Annotated in this window: 17 protein-coding genes; 4 read left to right on the top strand and 13 right to left on the bottom strand. The window is 36.8% G+C overall.

Translation table 11 applies throughout. The annotated features are described in order from the left end of the window. Positions 1 to 104: 104 nt before the first annotated feature. Positions 105 to 782, bottom strand: coding sequence for an MgtC/SapB family protein (locus AC1DS7_RS20260; RefSeq protein ID WP_002066498.1), 678 nt, complete (start codon positions 780 to 782; stop codon positions 105 to 107). Between the two features lie 313 nt (positions 783 to 1,095). On the opposite strand from AC1DS7_RS20260, the gene AC1DS7_RS20265 reads away from it, so the two are divergent. Beyond that, entirely contained in the window at positions 1,096 to 1,614 is a 519-nt protein-coding gene (locus AC1DS7_RS20265; protein WP_016100872.1) for a GNAT family N-acetyltransferase, read from the top strand. A 54-nt stretch (positions 1,615 to 1,668) separates the two neighbouring features. On the opposite strand, the gene AC1DS7_RS20270 is transcribed toward AC1DS7_RS20265, so the two are convergent. Then, entirely contained in the window at positions 1,669 to 2,577 is a 909-nt protein-coding gene (locus AC1DS7_RS20270; protein WP_088031026.1) for a VOC family protein, read from the bottom strand. A 222-nt stretch (positions 2,578 to 2,799) separates the two neighbouring features. Beyond that, the gene (locus AC1DS7_RS20275; protein WP_002033606.1) at positions 2,800 to 3,711 is read right to left on the bottom strand and encodes a VanW family protein; all 912 of its coding nucleotides are present in this window, start codon (positions 3,709 to 3,711) and stop codon (positions 2,800 to 2,802) included. Positions 3,712 to 4,175: 464 nt separating this feature from the next. On the opposite strand from AC1DS7_RS20275, the gene AC1DS7_RS20280 reads away from it, so the two are divergent. After that, positions 4,176 to 4,502 carry a hypothetical protein gene (locus tag AC1DS7_RS20280; RefSeq protein ID WP_002087720.1) on the top strand — a complete coding sequence of 109 codons (327 nt, stop codon included), beginning with the start codon at positions 4,176 to 4,178 and terminating at the stop codon, positions 4,500 to 4,502. Between the two features lie 115 nt (positions 4,503 to 4,617). Next, positions 4,618 to 5,709 carry a DUF3900 domain-containing protein gene (locus tag AC1DS7_RS20285; RefSeq protein WP_002128454.1) on the top strand — a complete coding sequence of 364 codons (1,092 nt, stop codon included), beginning with the start codon at positions 4,618 to 4,620 and terminating at the stop codon, positions 5,707 to 5,709. 313 nt (positions 5,710 to 6,022) lie between these two features. On the opposite strand, the gene AC1DS7_RS20290 is transcribed toward AC1DS7_RS20285, so the two are convergent. The 9 genes from AC1DS7_RS20290 to AC1DS7_RS20330 all read right to left on the bottom strand — a co-directional run bounded on the left by AC1DS7_RS20290 (position 6,023) and on the right by AC1DS7_RS20330 (position 11,109). Next, positions 6,023 to 6,370: a hypothetical protein gene (locus AC1DS7_RS20290; protein ID WP_002087722.1), complete on the bottom strand. Its 348-nt coding sequence runs from the start codon at positions 6,368 to 6,370 to the stop codon at positions 6,023 to 6,025. Positions 6,371 to 6,401: 31 nt separating this feature from the next. After that, a complete protein-coding gene (locus AC1DS7_RS20295; protein WP_002014377.1) occupies positions 6,402 to 6,617 on the bottom strand; it encodes a hypothetical protein in 216 nt (71 codons plus the stop codon). A 94-nt stretch (positions 6,618 to 6,711) separates the two neighbouring features. Further along, complete coding sequence (locus tag AC1DS7_RS20300) at positions 6,712 to 7,557, bottom strand: exonuclease (RefSeq protein WP_002167856.1); 846 nt, start codon at positions 7,555 to 7,557, stop codon at positions 6,712 to 6,714. Between the two features lie 190 nt (positions 7,558 to 7,747). Continuing rightward, positions 7,748 to 7,948: a cold shock-like protein CspB gene (gene cspB, locus AC1DS7_RS20305; protein ID WP_001179147.1), complete on the bottom strand. Its 201-nt coding sequence runs from the start codon at positions 7,946 to 7,948 to the stop codon at positions 7,748 to 7,750. A gap of 218 nt (positions 7,949 to 8,166) precedes the next feature. After that, the gene (locus tag AC1DS7_RS20310; RefSeq protein WP_002087724.1) at positions 8,167 to 9,066 is read right to left on the bottom strand and encodes a WD40/YVTN/BNR-like repeat-containing protein; all 900 of its coding nucleotides are present in this window, start codon (positions 9,064 to 9,066) and stop codon (positions 8,167 to 8,169) included. Positions 9,067 to 9,082: 16 nt separating this feature from the next. Beyond that, positions 9,083 to 9,526: a flavodoxin gene (locus AC1DS7_RS20315; RefSeq protein ID WP_001062757.1), complete on the bottom strand. Its 444-nt coding sequence runs from the start codon at positions 9,524 to 9,526 to the stop codon at positions 9,083 to 9,085. 142 nt (positions 9,527 to 9,668) lie between these two features. Beyond that, positions 9,669 to 10,289, bottom strand: coding sequence for an acetate uptake transporter (locus tag AC1DS7_RS20320; RefSeq protein ID WP_000070943.1), 621 nt, complete (start codon positions 10,287 to 10,289; stop codon positions 9,669 to 9,671). Between the two features lie 86 nt (positions 10,290 to 10,375). Beyond that, positions 10,376 to 10,771: an NUDIX hydrolase gene (locus AC1DS7_RS20325; RefSeq protein WP_002128457.1), complete on the bottom strand. Its 396-nt coding sequence runs from the start codon at positions 10,769 to 10,771 to the stop codon at positions 10,376 to 10,378. Then, positions 10,768 to 11,109: an ASCH domain-containing protein gene (locus tag AC1DS7_RS20330; RefSeq protein ID WP_002167855.1), complete on the bottom strand. Its 342-nt coding sequence runs from the start codon at positions 11,107 to 11,109 to the stop codon at positions 10,768 to 10,770. The genes AC1DS7_RS20325 and AC1DS7_RS20330 overlap by 4 nt, the downstream gene beginning before the upstream one ends. Positions 11,110 to 11,248: 139 nt before the next feature. Here AC1DS7_RS20330 and AC1DS7_RS20335 point away from each other — a divergent pair, with 139 nt between their 5' ends. Further along, a complete protein-coding gene (locus AC1DS7_RS20335) occupies positions 11,249 to 11,806 on the top strand; it encodes a CatB-related O-acetyltransferase (RefSeq protein ID WP_002128459.1) in 558 nt (185 codons plus the stop codon). Between the two features lie 47 nt (positions 11,807 to 11,853). Here AC1DS7_RS20335 and AC1DS7_RS20340 read toward each other — a convergent pair whose 3' ends face one another. Continuing rightward, positions 11,854 to 19,326, bottom strand: a complete 7,473-nt coding sequence (locus AC1DS7_RS20340; protein ID WP_476999170.1) for a DUF7507 domain-containing protein — start codon at positions 19,324 to 19,326, stop codon at positions 11,854 to 11,856. Between the last annotated feature and the right edge of the window lie 78 nt (positions 19,327 to 19,404).

Genomic DNA, 19,404 nt, shown 5'->3' on the forward strand with positions numbered 1-19,404 from the left:
GTATCCATTCAAAGCGAAATTAACACTTGACTTCACATGTGATTTATGTCAAAAAAGGATAGATAATAGCGAAATTCCTGCTACATCTATCCTCTATTTCAACACTATGATTTTAACTTTATAAACGTAATTTCCGGCAATGTTTGCATATGCTGAATAAATGCATTCTTTTCTTCTGACGATATATTTTTCAACTGCATTCCTACCTTATAAACTATTTCTGTATCTTGCTGTAAGGCTTCAACTTCATATGAAAGTATTGGAATACCTTTCACTCGTAGCGTCTCTACTATTTGTTGTACCGCTTCGTGTTTATTTATACACATTTGCACCGTTATATTTTGCGGAAATAAAAATTGCACCTTAAAAATACGACTTACAATCTCTAAACCAATCAAAACGAGAATCATCGCTCCGATCCCTACAACATACATACCTGCTCCAATTGCTAGCCCTATTCCTGCTGTAGCCCATAAACCAGCCGCTGTCGTTAATCCTTTCACTGCCTGCTTTTGAATAATGATTGTACCTGCACCTAAAAATCCAACTCCACTAACAACTTGCGCTGCAATCCGGCTCGGATCAAGAGCCATATGTTCTTCAAACACAATATCCGAAAAAGCATATTTCGAAACGACCATTATTAAAGCACTCCCTACGGCTACTAGGAAATGTGTTTTTAATCCCGCTTCTTTTGAGCGAATTTCCCTTTCAATTCCAATTATTGCTCCTAATAAACCGGCAACACCGATTCGTATAATAAAATCAATATGTAAGCTCACGGGCATTTCCCCCTTTCATTCATTATAGATAGATAAAACAAAAATTATCACAAACATCCGTTTATCGATATAAAAGCATTTCATTAAAATATACTTAATATCTCAACTTATTTATGTTAATATTTTAAATATTAACATAAATAAAACAACCTACTTCTCATACAAAAAAACTTTAAAGTTCAACGTCTAACTTATTTTCAGTTAAAAATGGTATATGAGTTGCATGAAATGAGGTTGAGAAAATCAGGAAACGCTTTCATTTTATATCATAATTTTTGTGAAATAAAACATAAATAAAAGGAGCTTACTAACAATGAACGTCTCTTTACTTACACCTACTACTGATTTACAAGAAGAATACTTAGATTTTTATAACGAATGGAAAGATAGCGGTGAAACGATGATTCCATGGGTTATTTCAAAAAATCCTTCTAATTTCACGGCAATGATTCAAGAATTACACGACGCACATAACGGAATAAATATTCCTGAAACTTGGGTACCAGATTCTACTTATTGGCTTGTTACAAATGAAAATAAAATTGCAGGAGCTGTTAATATTCGTCATAGTTTGACGGAGCATTTATTTAATGCTGGAGGCCATATCGGTTATGGTATTCGCCCTTCTGAAAGAAGAAAAGATTATGCTACAAAGTTACTAGAGTTATCATTAGAAAAAACGAAAGAATTAAACATCACGAAAGCACTTGTCGTTTGCGACGAAGTGAATACTGCTTCAGAGAAAACGATTTTACATAACGGCGGTCTCCGTGATGATGATTTCACTGAAGAAGATGGGAATGTTGTGAGAAGATATTGGATTGAGCTCTAAATAATCAAAAACAAGCCAGAAAGTGATTAAACACTTTCTGGCTCCTTTTTCCTTTTATACTGCTTCTATTTCAAACTGCACTGTAATACCACTTGGATCTACTACAGTAAATCCATTTGTAGTTTCATTTATTTCATGTTGTTTTTCTATTAATCTTTCTTTCACTTCATCTAACGCTTCTTTATGCGGTAGTACTATCGTATACACTTTTAGTCCAGTTGCATGTGCTGGTGGATGTGGATTATTTACCCCGTTCCACGTATTTGCACCAATATGGTGATGATACCCTCCTGCCGAAATAAATAAGCAATCATCTTCACGCTGTTGTACTTCAAAACCTACTGTATCTACATAAAACTCATGTGACTTTTCTACATCAGCTATTCGTAAATGGACGTGCCCAACGACAGTGTCAGCAGGTAATCCATCAAACTCATAATTAACGAGCGTTGCCAGTTCTTTTAAATCTAGTGGCGTACTTCCCCCTGGCCCTTCTCCCCATTGACCTCGAGGGCGATCTGCATAAATCTCGATACCATTCCCCTCTAAATCTTGTAAATAAAACGCCTCACTATACGTATGATCACTTGCACTATTAAATCTTGAAATTGGCAAAATTTCATTTGAATATGTATAACGTCCTTCTTGCTCAGCCGGACTATCTATTACCTTTTTATTGCGAATAACACCAAATAGTGCCGAAGCAAAAGCTTCACGAGTCGGAACCAAAAAGGCAACGTGATATATACCCGTCGTACGCGGTTCTTGTAGCGCTGCATCTTCCAACTGCTCAAGAACAAGTAACGTATTCTTACCACCTTTTCCTGTTAAATATGCTTTATTCCCCTCTTCCTTACTTACCTCTAACCCTACTACATTCTCATAAAAAGCAATTTGACGCTCTAAATCTTTTACTTTAAATTCGACATGACCAATACGTGTTTTCGGATGAATTTGTACCATGAATAACTTCCTCTCCTAATCCTTTATTTCAAAACAAACTAACATCGCCGTTACTATGAAGGATACAACTAAAAACACACTATGTAAATAAGAAAAATCAGAATTCATAGTTTTTTAAGAAGGCCATTAATGACAAAAAGCCATCTCCTCTGAAATTCAGAAGAGATGGCTTCAATTATAGAAACTATAAATATTTTACTTTCTTATCCTTTAACTACATATTTATTTCATCTTATGTACTTCAGCAACTAACTTTCCGCCTTGAATGCCCATATAAAGCTTAACAGGAGCATCATTCGTATTTTCAAATACTAAGTCTAAATATGGATAAGCAATTGTTGCATCTCTTCCCTGAGGGACATAACCTACTGTTTTAGAATGTGTAGTTCTCTCTACCATTTTCAAACCAGCTTGATCTGCTGCATTGTATAGCGTTGATGATGTTTGACAAACGCCACCACCATAACCATCTACTAATTTACCATCTACAATTTCTTTACCTAATTGATATCCTTTATCTGGCGTTGTATCACCGATTAATGCATTAAAAGAGAAACTGTCTCCTTTTGCTAATACAACTCCATTTATGCTCGCTGCCGACAAACGAATATTCTCAATACGGCCACCTGCTGATCCACCTAAATTCGTTTCATATCTACCAATTACCGTGCCACTTCCTTGCGCATCACTTAATGTTGCGGTAGGCTTTTTCTCAACGATAGGTAACTGATATGAAGAATCCCACATACCAACGTTTAATAATTTATCTACTAATTCTTTTTCCATTAATTCAAAAGAAGGCTTTCCTTCTTGCCATGATCCATCAGGAGCTATACGTGAAGGAACCATCTTTTTGTCAACGCTTTTCCCAACTTCACCTGCAACCTTCGTTACCGATTTTTTGAATTTCGCCTCATCTTCAAAATAACCTAAACTCGATAAGTCTATTTTTTTCACTTCAGTACCAGTACGCCCATCCACTAAGCTAATTGAATCCTGTACATCAGCCTTAGCCTCTACAACATTCCCACCAAAATCACTTACTAATGCCACATCACTTACTTTTGTACCACAACCACTTACTACAGCTACGCATAGCACCCCTACTAATATACCCTTTATTTTTCGGAACAATATACTCTCTCCTTTTCCCCAACATTATTTCTTATGTATTATTTCATTTTTATGTATCTTTTGTTACAATCATTTTACAATATATTTAGAAAATGTTACAAGTTGTTTTTTACTCTATTAAAATTACTCTTTTCTTTTGTAAATGTCTATACATATTTATATAAATTTTCGAGTTTGATAAAATTGTAACTTTTATGCAACCTATCTCCATCCAGTATATACCATTCAACAGATGAAATACAAATGTAACACCCTTTCATTTCACCTCTCTATTCACCTGCATGCTTCAGAAACCGCAATACCGCTTTCTCATATGTGATCATTATTAACAACTTAAACTGAGCTTTTAGCGGTAAAAACAATCATTCACTTCAGGTATATAGGTATTTGCCGTGCCACTACTCCGCTTTTGCACATACATTATGATGAATTTAACCTATTATAAAGAAATGGAGGATGTTTTTATGTATCCCTACAATCCTTATGATCCATATAACCAATATGGTTACCAACCTCAGTATGATTTACAGGCACAATACCAACAATATATAGATCAAACAGAACAAGTTAATCCATATGATCAAAATCGACAATTTCAACTTCCAATCTCTTTCCCTGGTACTGGAAACCGTCAATTAGAAAGACGAGTAAATGAGCTTGAGCAAAGAGTACGTCAACTAGAAAACACAGTTGAGCGTCATACGCGTAGATTAAACCGCTTAAATCAGCGTTTACGTACAGTAGAAAACAGGCTAAATATTCCATTTTCAGCATTAGAAGACGGATTTTAATTTCGAAAATAACAAATATATAAGGAAGGGGCTCCCCCTTCCTTATATAAATTGACGAAAGTTTTTTCCATCTTTATACTGATAAGAGTTAATGAAATGAAACAAGGTGATAAATATGGATTTTGAAATAAATTTTCTTTCTTTTTATGTAGTACAAGTAGAAGGAAAAGGTGAAGCAGTTGATAAGCGCTATAAACATTTTCAAACATTAGACGCTGAAGAGTATGAAGATAGCTCTTTAAAAGAATTTTTGAATGGTGAATTATTAAAAATTTCAAAGCGAAAAGTAGAACGTCACGCAAAAACAGAACAAGCCCCAACGAAGATCGGTCGCTTTATTGTAGAAGAAGGGCATGAACTCGATTCAAACCCTCATTACAACTTATTTAATCGTATTCGCTTTGCAGAAACAAAAGAAAACTTCAAAGATATGAGCGAACCTCTCGTTTATACATACCTTGACACAAGCGCTGTACGTGGTGGTGTGTTTTTAATCGCTCAAGCAAAACTACGCAAATACTTTGATGATCCATTCGTATTCGTAATGAAATGTGACTTCGAACCAAAGGTTGCTTCCATTTCTGATGAATCAACACTTATTCGTAACGTTGAAATGGCCATCACAACAAAGAATATGAAATCTATCCAGTACCCATACATGCCTGAAGAAGGTATGGTGGAGCCTGGCGAACTAAAAATACACCAAGCATCACACGCCCGCTACTTTGAAGACTTCTTAAAATTCGTCGAATACGAACGCTCTATGCCTGAAATTATGAAAACACAAGTAATGGACATGGTATACGACCAAATTGAAGATGTATTTGAAGAAGGTACTGAAGAACGTGAACAGTTCGACCAAGCGATGGAAGTATGGGCTGCCAGTCCGAAACGCGAAATTATGGAACAATTTTCAACAGAAGAAGTAATGGAAGCTACCGCTCAAATCGTCGAGCACGCCCCTGAAGTGGAATTAAAGCTAAAAGCAGATCATATCTCTGTGAAGGCTTTGCTTGCTGATTTCGGAGACCTAATACATATTGCAAAGGTAAACGACCGATATGTATTAATGATTGAGGCTGATACACTTACGTTTGAGAAAGGCTTCTCTCCCATTGAGTTTTTGAAGCCGGATGAATTACAGGACGTAATTGAGCGGATTGAGAATAAACAGCAGTATTCTTATGATTCGAATGGGATCGAATAAATGCTTCCATATACCTATTTTTACTGAGTTCTATTAACAAGCGCTCTTTTATTTGGGACATAGTTGACATTTATACTAAAAACCGATTCTACTAAGAATCGGTTTTTCTTCTTTATAACAAATATGCTTATTTTTAAAAAATATTTTTGCTCCAAGATGACATTTCTTGTAGCATCAAGCAGATTCCTTCCTTGTTGTACAAGCGTATTTCCATGAGAGACATCTACTTCAATATCCCTAGTTGACCAAGTCCTTCTATAAGTTTTTGGTGTTTTTCCTTTTAGTCATTATGTATGTTGTTAAAATGAAAATTTCACTTTACTACCTCAAATTTATTGTACTCGTAAAAAGATAATTGAAAACGATATTCCGGATGCTCTCTCACCCAATCGTAGGCTTCTTCTAAAATATCCATTTTATTTTGCACGTCATTAAGTTCACTACATTCGTTCCTTTTCTGTTTACATAGAGGACAGAACCCACCCACTATCTCGGCATTCATCGCACGAATCGTTTTACTTTCTAAGTCAACTACTAGACGAAGAATAAGAGAATGCTCCGCTTTTGTAGTCACCATCATTTCAGCAATTCCATCCTCATTCCAAAAGACACCATTTAATTCCATCTGTACGGTGACATCTTTGATTTCCAAGTCTATCACTATCACACCTCCCTTGTATAAGACTCTTACCTTACTCTTCGATTTTAATCTTTAATACACCACGAGCTAAAGATATATTAAGCTTTTTCCAATTCTTCTTCTTTGCTATGAAAGGAAGTGTAATTAGTGCAAATAGTGTGGTAAATATTATCAAAAAAACTAAAACGGTTAAAATGTTAAAGATTGCTTCCATTAAACTACACTCTTTTCTATGTATATCCGTACTAAAAACAACAAAATATTCCATTAACAATACAGGACAAGCCGTGAATTTTCCAACTAAACTTCAGCAACTTAATCCTGAAGTCTAGTTGTACATATGAATAAAATAAATTTTATTACTAACTTTCTTCTACTACTTTCTCCATCTCAGCCAAATACCTAAGCTGCCGCTCCGCTTTTCTCACCGCAGTAGGAAAGTGTTTTTTCAGAAGTTCTACTGCTGATTCACTTATATAATATCTTTCCGTTATACCTTCCCACGTGTCACTACTTTCAAATGCACTCCATACAAAAGGACGCTCTGTATTTTTTCTCAGTTCTTTAAACACCCATTTCCGCATCCTTTTTTTCGCTTTTTCTGTTAGTTTTCCGTTCTTTACAAGTTCAAGCTCACCATGTCTCTTGTATCGCTTGTTAATATCTCTCTCGCCATATACTTTCAGAAAGATATTTGCTGTATTCTCAGCATCTGCTAAAGCCCGGTGCTGCTTCCCTTCCCACGTTAAGCCGAGCTGATCCACTGCTAATTGTAAACTTGGTGTATGCTCAAATAATTCTTCATACGCCTGAAAAACAAATTTTTGCACATCAAATCTACTCTCTTTTTCCATACATGGGCATTCTACACCGTATAATGTACAATCTTGAGATAGAAAACGGTAATCTTCTTTTCCCCATGAAACAAATATTGAATCTTCTCCGATGAACTGAATAAATTTCTCTATAATTTGAGGGAAATTCCCTACACCTATTAAATCTTTCTTTGTAATTCCAGTTAATTTTGTTGTATGACGAGTTAATGGGGCACTTGGTTTTACTAACTCTGAAAATTCTCCAATAACCTTCATTGTACTCACATCTATTTTTACAGCTCCAATATCAACTATTTCTGACGGATCTTCTGATTTATACGGCCTAAAATTCCTTTCAATATCAAACACAATGAAGTGTGTAGCGTTTTTCAATTTATTTACCTCTTTCTAAATTCCTTTTCACACACATACTTTATTTTCAGTATTTATTTATTAATGCACTTTATGCATGAAAAACTTCGCATAAAAATCAAAAATTCAGTCTTATTATTACATGTACATAGGAGGATATTCAATAAAAACGCAAAAAAAAAAGAAGGGCAAGCCCTTCTTTTTTTCATAATTACTTCTTGTTTACGTTTGTAGCTTGAGGTCCACGGTTACCTTGTTCTACTTCGAAAGTAACTTCTTGACCTTCTTCTAAAGATTTGAAGCCGTCGCCTTGGATAGCTGAGAAATGAACGAATACGTCTTCTCCGCCTTCAACCTCGATGAAACCGAAACCTTTTTCTGCGTTAAACCATTTTACTTTACCGTTTTGCATTTAAAAAATCCTCCTACAATGTACCTATATGTACATATTCATTTTCAACCACTTTACAATAATACATCATATATTAAAAAACTGCAACCCCAGAGGAGATTTAACATTGCTATCCTCCTCGGAAGTTACAGCTCATTTAAATCTCTATATTATTAAAAGTAAAATGGTTTAAAGTAACTATATCATACCAATATAATAAAAGTAAAGTTTTTTTAAAGTTATACAGCTTTTTTTTTCCACTGCATCGTTTTTAATTCACCTGATCCAGCTACAACATAGCCTTCTTTTTCATTAACAATGCGCCAACCATGCCCTTTAACCGAATCACATACTGTAACAATTCCTTCTTCAAGAAGCACACGGCAAACAGTGCTAATTCCCGCCTTATTTTGCGTTGACGTTGTATATAACACATGTTGATCCACACTTAAATCTAAATAACTACTCGCTTTTTGTTCACTTTGACATGTATGCCAACCTATTTTATCACTTTCGATACTCTCATTTATTCTGCAAAAAGAAATATTTCCGCTAATCCCCTTGCACGATCCACTTGCCGCTACTAAATAGGAATTATGTATAGTCAACGCAGAAATCATCTGATTCATCGCTATTTTAATCCTTTTTAATTTACGTGTCTCTAAATCAAAAAGCCAAACACCACCATATTTAGTATGTATTTTCGTACCGATAAATAAGTAATGTTTATATAAAAATAATGATCGAATAGATGGTGCCTCACTACCGTAATTAAGAAATGGCTGAATAGTCTCCCATGTGGAACCAAAATTATTAGAATGATACAGTGTTTTATCTCCATGAGCAATTACTGTTCCATTCTCATTACTACATACATTCCAGCTCGTTGCTTTCGTTGGAAAGCGCTGGATCGTCCACGTTTCTCCACCATTCATACTACGAATAAAAACTCCTTCGTCTCCTACTCCGTAAACTACGTTACCTTCACTATGTAAATCTCGAATTCGTTTTTGGAAACCAGTTAAAGCCTGTTTCCATTCTCCATCTTTTTCAATGAATAAACCATTATATGTAGTAGCTAACAAAAGCTTTCCATCTCTTAACTTTGTAATAGCAGTTGCACTTAACATTGTTTCCACGTTGACACTCCCGTTCCTAGAACTTCTCGGCAAAAGCAATTGCAAAATCACTGCATTTTTCAACGTCTTCTTTATCTTCTGGAGCTAATTCAATTTTCAATCCTTCTTGTACAAGTTCTGCCCCACATTTTACAAGACGTTCTTCAAATATCGTTACCGCTTCACAAAACAGCTCATACGCCGTATCACCTGATCCAAAAACAGCCACTTTTTTACCCGTTAAATCTATATTTTCTAACTCATCATGGAAATCTTCCGCTTCAAATGGTAATTCACCATCACCCCACGTATAAGATCCTAAAATGATTCCATCATACGCTAATAATTCTTCAGCATCCATACCTTCCATCTCTTGTAATACTACTTCATGATCAAAGGCATCTAAACTTACTTTAATTAAATCAGCAATACTCTCTGTATTCCCTGACATACTTGCATACGCTATTAAAATTTTCGCCACTTTGGCATCCCCCTCTTACAATAAATGATTCTCATTCTCATTATATTAATAATGAGAATCAATTTCAATTATATTTTTTGCTATTTTATTTTATTCCATAAAAAAAAGAACAGATGACTATACAATCATCTGTTCTTTTTTATTACTTTTTAAAAATACCAAAGGGTTTTCCAACTGGTAATACAACTTTTCCGAAGTGTGTATTTAACACAGCTGCTGCTGAACCATAGAAAGATAATAATGAAATACATAGTTCAGAATACGCTGCTAAATTATGCATTGCGTGCGGCATAACACCTAAAGTACTTAATGAAAGACCGATAAATAAGAAATCAATAAGGACGAAAATCATAAATAATACTTTATGTGTTTCCATTGCACCAATTGTCATAAAGATCGTGAAAATCAAGTATCCGATAAAGGCTACACCGAGCTGTTTTGAATCTGCAGTTTGGGCTAATTTTTCGCCAAATACTCCAAGTTGAATTAACCAAGTCATTCCAACACCTAACCAAAATAGGCCGTACGCACCAAATGCTGTTGTACCGAACGTATTGTTGTGCTTTGCATCGTGAATGCATGCAAAGATTTGTGCAAATCCTCCTAAAAAGATTGCCCATGGTAATACAAGTGAAACGCCATCTGTTAAGCCTAACTTTTGAGACGATGCTACAAGTGTTACCATCGCTAATCCAAATAGACCGATTCCAGATGGATCTGCTGTTGTCATTTTCACATGATGTGTAGTAGTTTGATTGCTCATATAAACCTCCTGATTATAAACATACTCGAATACAATACTTAAATCAGAAGGCTATGTCAATGGTTTTTTTTGTATGTTGTCAGACCTTATATTCCATAATAATCAAATACACATTTGGCCACATCATAAGGTTTTACATTTAAATTTGGCAACTCATTTACCGGCATCCATAAAGGAATATAACTCCCTCTATCTTTCAGCTCGAACTCCTCGCCTTTACCACTTCCGAAAACTCCACCTATAATATGGGCATTATAATAATACTCCGTACCTTTATACTCCACCTTTGCAATCAGATGCTCCACTTGTATATGTACCCCTAATTCTTCATAAACCTCTCGCTTCGTTGCTTCTTCAGGCGTTTCTCCTTCTTCAATTCCCCCGCCTGGAAAAACAAAATACATCTCACCTTCTCGAACACGTTTTATAAGAGCGATTTTACCACCTTGTATAATTATAGCTGCACCGCGATTTCTTCTCACTTTATTACCTCAACACCAATCGCAACTGTTCCCCATTCTTTTTCTTGTTCTTTCGTATATATTCCGTATGTACTTTCTAACATTTCTTTTATACTAAGTTCTTCACAATCAAATAATTTTTTATCAATTTGTTCGTACATTGCTTTAAAGCTTTCGTATCGTTTTATCTCCGTTACTTTTACAGCCATCGTTTCTGCTGTCGTAAGGTTCGTAAATACAATTTCATCGTCTTTTTTTATAAGTTGACGTTTTTTATCGTATAAGCGTACTTCATATACTTTTTTTCCTAATTGAATCGACTGAAAAGGTTTATTATATAATCCCATTTCGTATCTCATACATTTCACTCCCTTTTATTCATCTTGCCTACTAACATTTTTGCACATTACTATTTCATACAACATAGTTCGCCTTACTTCACCTTACATATAATGTTCCATATCCATTACTTTCTTTAGAGAGGATGCTAAAATTGGTATGTTATATTTAAATCAAAAACCTGAATATAATAAATATGATATCGGTGATTATACTTACAGTAAAGTAGGCCCTATTATTTTTTCTTGGAATGATGAAACAAAATTAAAAATAGGTAAGTTTTGTTCATTAGGAGAAGAAGTCGTTTTCGTACTTGGCGGTGAACATCGTGCTGATTGGATAACAACTTATCCATTTAATGTCCTCTTCGAAGAAGGAGCACACATTACTGGTCATCCTTCTTCAAAAGGTGATATCGTAGTCGGCAATGATGTATGGATTGGTTATCAATCCTGCATTTTATCTGGTGTTACAATTGGTAACGGGGCCATTATCGGGGCCAAGAGTGTTGTTACAAAAGACGTACCTCCATATGCAATCGTCGCTGGTAATCCTGCCAAACTAGTTCGATATCGTTTCCCGCAAGAAATCATTGAAAAACTAGAAAACCTTGCATGGTGGGACTGGGACATTTCCGTTATAAAAGGGGCTATTCCATTTCTACTCTCCAACAAAGTCAACGAATTTTTCACTTCTCCCGAAGAAGAAGCTACTTGATCTAAACAAAAAGAGCATCCTATTCTTTCAGGATGCTCTTTTTGTTTTTATTTTTTATTTATTCGCAACTGATTACACGGAGAACAGTGAAATGGAATTTTGTCTAAACAATTAAAGTTTGTTTCACAAATTTGTTCTATCGTTGGAACAAATGGAATGACAACTATGTTACTATCTATTATTTGTGTAACAGGTGGCAATACTGTGCCTACTTGATGTTCGAAGCGAATACTCGCTTGATTAATATAATTTCCTGAACCACTTGGTGCACTCTGAACTGTTACTTGGAACGAAACTGTCCGTGCTTCACCTGGATTTAAACTTCCTATAAGAAACCCTGATACTGGGCTTACATTTGGCACTGGCGTATTATCAACAGTTACACTTCCAGGAACAAATCGAAAACTACTATCTAACATATCTTGAAAACGAATATTTTGTATCGCTGTATCCCCCGTATTCGTAATAACTGTCGTAAACGTAATAACATCTCCAATTGTTGCTGATTGAAGATCTGCCGTTTTTACGACTGTTGTTGAAACATTTTGAGGAATAAACGGGATAACAACTGTATTACTATCGCCTTCAACTACTACTGGCGGCTCATTAGGATTTACAGTTGCAAGCCCATTCGCTGTAGCTGTATTTGTTACTAAGTTATTTATTTGCCCTCCTGTTATTACAACTTGGAAATTAATAATTGCTGCATCATTCGGCTGAAAATCACCTAAAAGGATACCGGTATTCGGATTGGCAAATGGAAAAGGTACATCATTTACCGTTACCGTGCCATTTATAAATAACGTATTTGGGTCAATGATGTCTGTTAAAATAATATTCGTCACAGGAACTGTACTATCATTTATAACAGCAATTCCGTAAGTGACAACATCTCCTACCATTGCTACTTCAAAGTTTGCTCCTTTTGCAACAAATAAGATTGCAGTATTTACCGTTACAATAACTGTATTACTCGTGTCCATCACTGTAACTGGCGGTTCCCCTGGTACTAAAATATATTCTGCCGATGCCCCAGCAACGTTCACTACTGTACCACCATCTGGAAAACTTGTAATTGTAGCTTCATATGTTACAATCGCCGTCTCACCGACTGGAATGTCTAAAATCGTAAATCCAACCTGCGGATTTACTCCTGGACGTGCTACTCCATTTACCGTTACACTATTTGGTACAAAAGCCGCTTCCGGCGATAACACATCAATAAATTGAACATTCATTGCATCAGCCGTACCAGTATTTAATATGCGAACACGGTACGTTACCGTTTCTCCTACTCCAACAATTGAATGATCTACTTCTTTCAGCATATCTAAACTGCCTCTATTTACTGGTGTGACTGTCGTATTACTTGAATTCGTAATTGTAAACGGTGGTTCTCCTGGAATCAATTCAAAATCTCCAGTTACTCTCACTGTATTCATAATGCTACTAGAAGGCGGAATTACGATTACATTTACTTCAAATGTGATTAGTATGCTATCTCCTACTGCAAGATCCGGTAATGAAAAGCCTACAAAAGGATCTAAACCTACTTGTGGAATCCCATTTATTTGTACGCTTCCTGGAACGAATTCTAAATCAGGCGATGGGATATCAATAAACTGAACATTTGTCGCAGCTACCGTTCCTGTATTTGTAACTTGCACACTATAAGTTAACGTGTCCCCTAATCGTGTTGCTTCTTTATTTACGGTTTTTATAACATTAAATCGTCCTCTATTTACCCTTGTTATTGTCGTATTACTCGGCTCTGTTACTACAACCGGTGGCTCTCCTGGTACTAAAGTAAAGCTTCCCGTTATATTTGCAACGTTCGTAATGGTTCCTGATGACGGGATGTTTGTAACTGTCGCTTGAAACGTCACTATAACCGTGTCACCAACTAGTATATCTCCTACTCCAAAGCCAGTAATCGGATTTAAGTTTGGTTGCGAAACTCCATTTACCGTTACACTACTCGATACAAATGACGCTCCTGCTGAAATCGTATCAATAAACTGAACATCGTTAGCTGTTACTGTTCCTGTATTCGTTATTTGCACTGTATACGTTAATACATCTCCAACTAAGGTAGCAGCTCTATTGACTTGTTTAATAACATTAAAGCGTCCTCTATTTACAGTTGTGAGCGTTGTGTTACTTGGCTGATTTACTATAACTGGTGGTTCTCCTGGTACTAATATAAAGCTTCCAGTAACATTTGCCGTATTGGCAATTGTTCCGTTTGATGGAACACTAACAACGGTTACTTGGAATGTGACTTCTACACTTCCCCCTGAATTTATATCTGGAAGTGGGAATCCATTATTAGGATTGAACCCAGGTTGTATCACACCACCTATCGTTACACTATTCGGCACGAATGCTATAGAGGAAGGTAATACATCACTATATTGAATATTCGTCGCTGTCACTGTCCCTGTATTTTGAACTACTGTCGTATATGTGATTGTATCGCCTACTGCAACAATTGGCTCACTTACTGATTTTAAAACATTCAAACCAGGTTCATTTATTTCGGTTAATGTCGTGTTACTTGTCGTTGTTTCAGTAATAGGCTGCTCTGTTTCACTTACAGCAAATGTAGCCGTAACATCTACAAAGTTAACAACTGTTCCACCTTCTGGTATGCTCGTTACCATCTCTTGATATGTGACAAGTACAAAATCATCTACAGGTATATCTGGAACTGTAAAACCGATAAAAGGATCTAATCCTGGTGCTGGTACCCCGTTTATGCTCACACTTCCTGGTACAAATGCTACACCCGCGGAAGTAGTATCTATAAATTGAACATTCGTCGCTGCCACTGTTCCAAAATTAAAAATCAATACATCATACGTTAAAATTTCTCCTACAGTCGCTACTTCTTTATCTACTAGTTTTAACGGAAAAATAAACGCTATATTAATTGTCGTAACGACTAAATTTGTTAATATCGTTTCCGTAATCGGTGGTTCCTGCGGATTTGGTTGTGAAGTAAATGTAACGTCTGCATCATTTAATATGACTTCATTATCTGGAATTTCTGTAATCGTCACTCGGAACGTTACCTCAATACTTCCACCATTAATTAATAATGGAGTAACTGTAAATCCTATTTCTGGATTTAAACCAAGTTGCTGCACCCCACCTATCGTTACACTATCTTCTACAAATGTCGTTCCTTCTGGTATGACATCTTGGAAGAACACATCTGTAACAGGTATAATTCCTACGTTTGAAATTAGCACGGTATACGTTAATACATCCCCAACCGCTCCAGTTGCAACGTCAACTGTTTTGGTTGCTGTTACTTCACCAGGAGGAGGTAACGGTATCGTAACTACTGTCGTATTACTTGAATTTGTCGTTGTTACAGGGGGCTGTAAAGGATTTAATAAAAAAGTGGCTGTTGCAGATGCGGTGTTTAGTACGGCTCCGCGCGTGGATGGCGCAACTACTGTTACTTGGAACGTTACAGTCAATGATGTGCCAGCAGCTATATTAGGAAGCGTAAAACCTATATTTGGATCAAATCCAGGTTGAGGAGTTCCATTTATCGTTACACTATTTGCTACAAATGTTGTTTCTGGAGCAATTGGATCAATGAAAGAGACATTCGTTGCTGTTACCGTTCCATTATTTCTAATGACAACAGAATACGTGTAAATTTCTCCAAGTGCCGCTTGTTGTACAGATGAAGATTTTTGTATATTTAACTGTGCTGTGTTTACTTGCGTCACGACGAAATTACTATTCGTAACAGTCGTTATTGGAGGATTAGCTGGATTTATAAGAAAACTTGCAGTAACGTTTGATTGGTTTCTAATATTTCCACCACTCGGGACACTCGTCACTATAACTTGAAACGTAACTGTAACGGTTTGCCCAACTGGAATATTCGGAACTGGAAAACCTACCACAGGGTCTGCACCTTGCTGAACAACTCCATTTATCGTGACACTATTCGCTACAAACGCAGTTCCAACAGGAATCGGATCTTGAAAAATAATATTTGTTGCAGGAACAGTTCCTGTATTTTGAATAAGAATCGTATACGTTAACGTATCTCCTACACCTGCTTGCGGTGTGTTTACACTCTTTATTACATTAATTGATCCTACATTCACTCGCGTCACAACAATATTACTAATTGTTACAATTGTAATTGGTGGCTGCAAAGGACTTACTTGAAAATCAGCAGTCACATTTGCATTATTCGGAAGAACTCTATTTGGTGGTACACTCGTGATTGTCACCTGAAAAGCAGCTGTTACCATCCCTCCTACTGGAATATTGGCAAGCGGAAATCCAGTCGTTGGGTTTAAACCTGGCTGAGGTGTTCCGTTTATTGTTACACTATTTGCTACAAACGTTGTTCCAGATGGAATAGGATCGAGGAATGATACATTTGTTGCTGCTACTGTTCCACTATTTTGTATACGAACTGTATACGTTAACGTATCTCCTACACCTGCTTCAGTAGCGCTTACGCTCTTCATTACATTTAACCCTGAAGAATTCACGACTGTCATAACAGTATTACTTGGTACTGTTACAGTAATCGGTGGCTCTGTTGGATTTACAAGGAAATCTCCAGTTACATTCGCATTATTTACGACATTATTTCCTTGGGGAATTTCATCAATTAATACTTCAAACGTAACAATTACACTCGCGCCAGTAGGCAAATTATTTAATGGGAATCCAAGTTCTGGATCTGCCCCTTCTTGTAAAACACCATTAACAAATACACTGTTTTCAATAAATAATGTCCCTTGTGGAATTGAATCTTGGAAAAATACATTTGTAGCTGGTACACTACCTGCATTTATGACTTCGATTGTATATACTAAAACATCCCCTACCGTTGCAACATCCGTATTCACTGCTTTCACAACTTCAAAATTCCCTGATTGTACAGTTGTATTCACAATGTTACTAGGAACATTGATTGTTACTGGCGGTTCGCTCGGATTCACTTGAAAACTTGCTGTTACATTTGCTTGATTTAAAATATCTTCATTTTCTGGATTCTGTACAATTAATACGTCAAATATGACTACAACGGTTTGAGCCGCAGGAATATTTGGAAGAGAAAATCCTGTATTCGGATTCAATCCACTTTGCGGTACTCCATTAATCGTTACAGTATTTGCAACAAATGAAACAGCGGAAGAAATAGTGTCTTGGAAAAACACATTTGTTAACGGAACGTTTCCTGTATTTTGGACGGCAATCGTGTATGTTAAAGTGTCCCCTACTGCCGCTTGCGTTGTATTCACTTCCTTTATTACATTTAAACCACCTGTATTAACTTGTGTTACAACTGTATTCGTTTGTCTATTAATCGTTACTGGCGGCTGATTCGGAATAACGACGAAATTAGCCGATACATTTCCACGATTCGCAATCGTCCCTCCTGATGGCGTAGATGTGACTCGTACTTGAAAAGTCACTGTCCTACTTCCACCTGGAGATATATTCGCTACTGTAAACCCAGTCGCAGGATTTGCTCCAGGCTGTGAAACCCCATCTACAGTTACACTATTTGGTATAAAAGTCGTTCCAGTTGGGATCGGATCTTGAAAAATAACATTTGTCGCAAGTACATTTCCTGTATTTTCAATTGTAACGGTGTACGTAAGAACGTCATTAACTGTCGCAAAAGCTCTATCCACTGTTTTTCTCGTTCTTATATCAGCTATATTAATAGTAGTAAATACAGTATTACTTGTCGCTTGACCTGAAATTGGTTGTTGGCCAGGCACTGGAGTAAAGTTAAATGTTACACTTGCACGGTTCGGAATTGGATTTACAAGAGGATTAGATGTTACTCGAACTTGAAAGCGTACTACAGTCGTTTGTGAAGCATTAATACTTCCAAGATTAATACTACTTGATGGATTCGCTCCTGGACGTGCTACTCCATTTACCGTAACACTATTTGCGACAAATGTTGTTCCAGCAGGTATACTATCAACAAAAATCACATTATTTGCAGCGACATTCCCATTATTCGTCACATTAACTGTGTACGTTAATACATCATTAAGTGTTGCCGTCTGTAAATCTACAGATTTTTGCAAACTTACATTTGCGCGATTTACCGTCGTCTGTACTGTATTTGAAGAAGCTGTACTTGTGATAGGAGAACTTCCAACAAAAGGACGGAATTGGTATGACACCATTGCACGATTTGGAATAGGGTTTGGGTTCGGGAACGATGTTATTCGAACTTGAAATGTAACAATTCTTTGCGTGTTATTTGGGATTGTACCTAAATTAATTCCATTCGCTGGATTCGCACTCGGTTGTGTTACTCCACCTACCGTTACACTACCTGCTACAAATGTCGTTCCGTTCGGAATACTATCTTGTAATACAACGTTTTCTGCACTTCCTGTTCCTGTGTTCGGGACCGTAATCGTATAGGTGAGAGTATCCCCTACCCCTGCAACTGTTCTATTAACCGATTTAACAGGATTAATGATTGGACCTGTCGCATCAATTTGAACACCAAAACCAGCTGCAGCGTATCCATCTCCATTTGTGACAAAGCGAACAGTTGCTGACGTTTGATTGTTTACTAAAGAAGATGAGGCATCTACATTCGTAATATCCCACCCTTGTCTTCGGACCGCTAAAGCGATTCCTAACGGCTGATTCAAATCTCCAAATGTGCCGCTCGTATCTAGATTGCCACTATCATTACAAATTTGTGATTGAAAGAAATTATTCGCGGGGTTTCTCGGACCGAATAATGCGACTGTAGCATTTGCATTCGGTCCAAAGCGAAGCTGATCTCCAACAATGTTAGAATCACCTTCTTGAGCAGTTACGAGCACTCTTCCTGTAACAGCTCCTGTTGCCGGAGTAGCAAACCCTGAAATAGTAGCATCAACTGGCGGGGATGAAGCATCGATAATCTCTTGACCTGCATATACTGACAAATTCCGAAGTGGTAAACTTGCATTTTGATAAACTACCTCAAGCGTCCAGCCAGCTGAACGACTGATTGTTGGATCAGCTGAAGTTCTTGCAGCTGGCACGGCACCTGTTGTATATGTGCCTGCCCCACCTGTATTAACAAGATTCGTTACATTAGCAGAGCGAACATAATAAAACTGGTTCCCAACTGAACCTTGCTGCGCAGTTGCAGGATCTGGTGCAACAGAAAATGTTCCTGCTGGTGTTGTAAATGAAATATTATCATTTAAAAATGCTGTAACATCCTCTGTATCGGTTCGGTATGTGCCGGCCCATACTAGTTCTGCGTATAAAACACTACTCCCTGCTGGAAGGTTCAAAATTGCACTTGAAGAATTTAATGGCCAGTCATTCGTTGTTCCTGCCGGGAATCCAGGCACTTGAAGCGATGTATTTATCGTTGTAAACACATCAATCGTGCCGAAGTTATTGTTTGGTGCAGGTGATGTAGGACTTAGTCCCAACGTGTTCCCAGTGAACGTGACAGCACCAGTTACTGTTGTTGTAAAACGATTCATAAAAGGCACACAATCATCTCATTTCATTTATAGTAAAAAGTGCTCTATACTATAAAATGTAGACAAACTATATAATGTACGTTGTCC

It is taken from the genome of Bacillus sp. P4_E1 (assembly GCF_056401715.1).